At 62.4% G+C, this 1,856-nt stretch carries 3 protein-coding genes; all 3 read right to left on the reverse strand.

From position 1 onward, the window contains the following. Positions 1-617: dioxygenase (locus AC1DUU_RS30980; protein ID WP_476787137.1), on the reverse strand; the 617-nt coding region annotated here is incomplete at its 3' end. Positions 618-641: 24 nt separating this feature from the next. Continuing rightward, positions 642-1,427, reverse strand: a complete 786-nt coding sequence (locus AC1DUU_RS30985; protein ID WP_476787138.1) for a glutathione S-transferase family protein — start codon at positions 1,425-1,427, stop codon at positions 642-644. 60 nt (positions 1,428-1,487) lie between these two features. Continuing rightward, positions 1,488-1,856, reverse strand: a 369-nt coding sequence (locus tag AC1DUU_RS30990; protein WP_476787139.1) for an ABC transporter permease subunit, incomplete at its 5' end; no start/stop codon positions are given.

A 1,856-nucleotide genomic window follows, 5' to 3' on the forward strand; every position in this document is an offset into this window, starting at 1 on the left:
CCGTCGGTCGGCACGGGATAACCCGCAGGCTTCACCGACTGGAAATGGAACCGGCCGTCGGCACCGCTGGTGAACTTGCCGCGAAGATTGAAATCCTCCTGGCCTTCGTCCTGGTTCTCGTAGAGGCCGACGGGCGAAGCCTGCCACACATCGAGCGTCGCGCCTGCGATCGGGGCGCCGTCCGCGCCGAAGACCTTGCCCTTGAAGAACAGCGAAGCTCCAGGCGTGTCCGAGCGCGCGATGCAATCGCCGGACTGGCACAGCGGCGCATGGCCGCGATAGAACGGCCCGAGCAGCGCCGACATCGTTTCCCCCTGCATGCCGTTGTTGTTGATCAGGTCGATCAGCGTCGAAGCACCGAGCACGTCGGCGGCAAGAACGACCTCGTTGTGGAACTCGTTGGTGAGTTGGCCGATCTCGACGATCCAGCGCAGCGCGTACTCATACTCCTCTTCCGTCGGGCGCGTCTCCAGCACGAACTGGTGCAGATGCGTCACCAGCGCGGTCATGATCTCTTTGAGCCGGGGATTGTCGGTGTCCGCCATCGCCGCAAGCACGGTCGGCGTTACGTCGGCTTCCCTGGTGATGAGCTTCGGCTCGATGCTGATATGGTTCATCGTCGTTCTCCAATGCTTCCGAAGTCAGGCTTCGGCAGGTTCGGCTTGGTTCGCGGCCGTGCGCAGATGTGGGTATTTTTCGGTCAGCAGCGAGCCGTGGTAGTAGGTCCTGGCGAAGGCGTCGGTTGCCCTGATCCTGTCGAGCCAGCGGCCGATCTCGGGCGCGGAACTCCACATGCCCGCGAGATTGATGTCGTCCATCCTGACGATGACGGGCATGATCGAGATGTCGGCCAGCGTCATCTCCTTGCCCATCAGCCAGGGTCTGCCGTTAGCGCTCAGCCATGTCGTCATGCGGTCGATGCCGCGCTGCAGGCGGCCAAGCGCTTCGTCCATGTCCGCCCTAGGGAAACCGGTGCGGCCCATCTTCATCAGGAACTCGCGCCGCAACGGCTTGCTGTCACACAGCGCCTGGAACTCCTGCTCGCTCATCGACTGGTAGTGCGGCAGGAAGGCAAGGTTGTAGGACGGCACGCGGACCGCCGGCGTCGGCACCTCGTCGATGAAGCGCATCATCGCCCGCATCCGCGCCACATCAAGCGGATCGCGCGGCCGAAGCGGCGTCACGTCGCCGAAAATGTCCTCGATGTACTCGACGATGACGGCGGAATCGGTGACCGCAGCACCGTGGTGCAGCAGCGTCGGCACCACGCCGTTCGGGTTGATCGCCAGATATTCCGKCCTGAGCTGGTCGCCCTTGAACAGGTCGAGCTTGTGTTCCTCGAAATCCTTGCCCTTGGCGTGAAGGACATAACGAACGCGCTGGCTGCAGGTCGACTGCGGCGCGTTGTGAAGAACAAACTCCGGCATGTCATTTTCCTCTCGCTGTCTGCACGAGGTTTGGGTTCACGGGGCTCAAGCGGCTAGTAGCTAGTCCCAGTTGAGGAACCGAGGGAGCTTGCCGCTTTTGGCGAGCGTGCCGATCAACCCGAGCGGGAAGAACATCAACCCGAGCGCCATGACGAGGCCGGTGCCGAGAATGTTGACCTCCGAAGCGCCCATGGTGGCGACGAATATCTCGTTGAGCGCAACGATCAGGATGGCGCCAACCACCGGTCCGGCGATGGTGCCCTTGCCGCCGAGAATGCACATCAAAACCAGATTGGCGGAGACCAGGATGAGCAGGAAGATATTGGGGCGGAGGTAGGTCAAATATTCGCCCCACACGGCACCCGCCATGCCGACGAAAAATGCCGAGAGCGCGAAGGCGACGACCTTGTAGAAACGGGTATCGATGCC

The sequence above is a fragment of the Aminobacter sp. P4_H6_2 genome, from assembly GCF_056400805.1.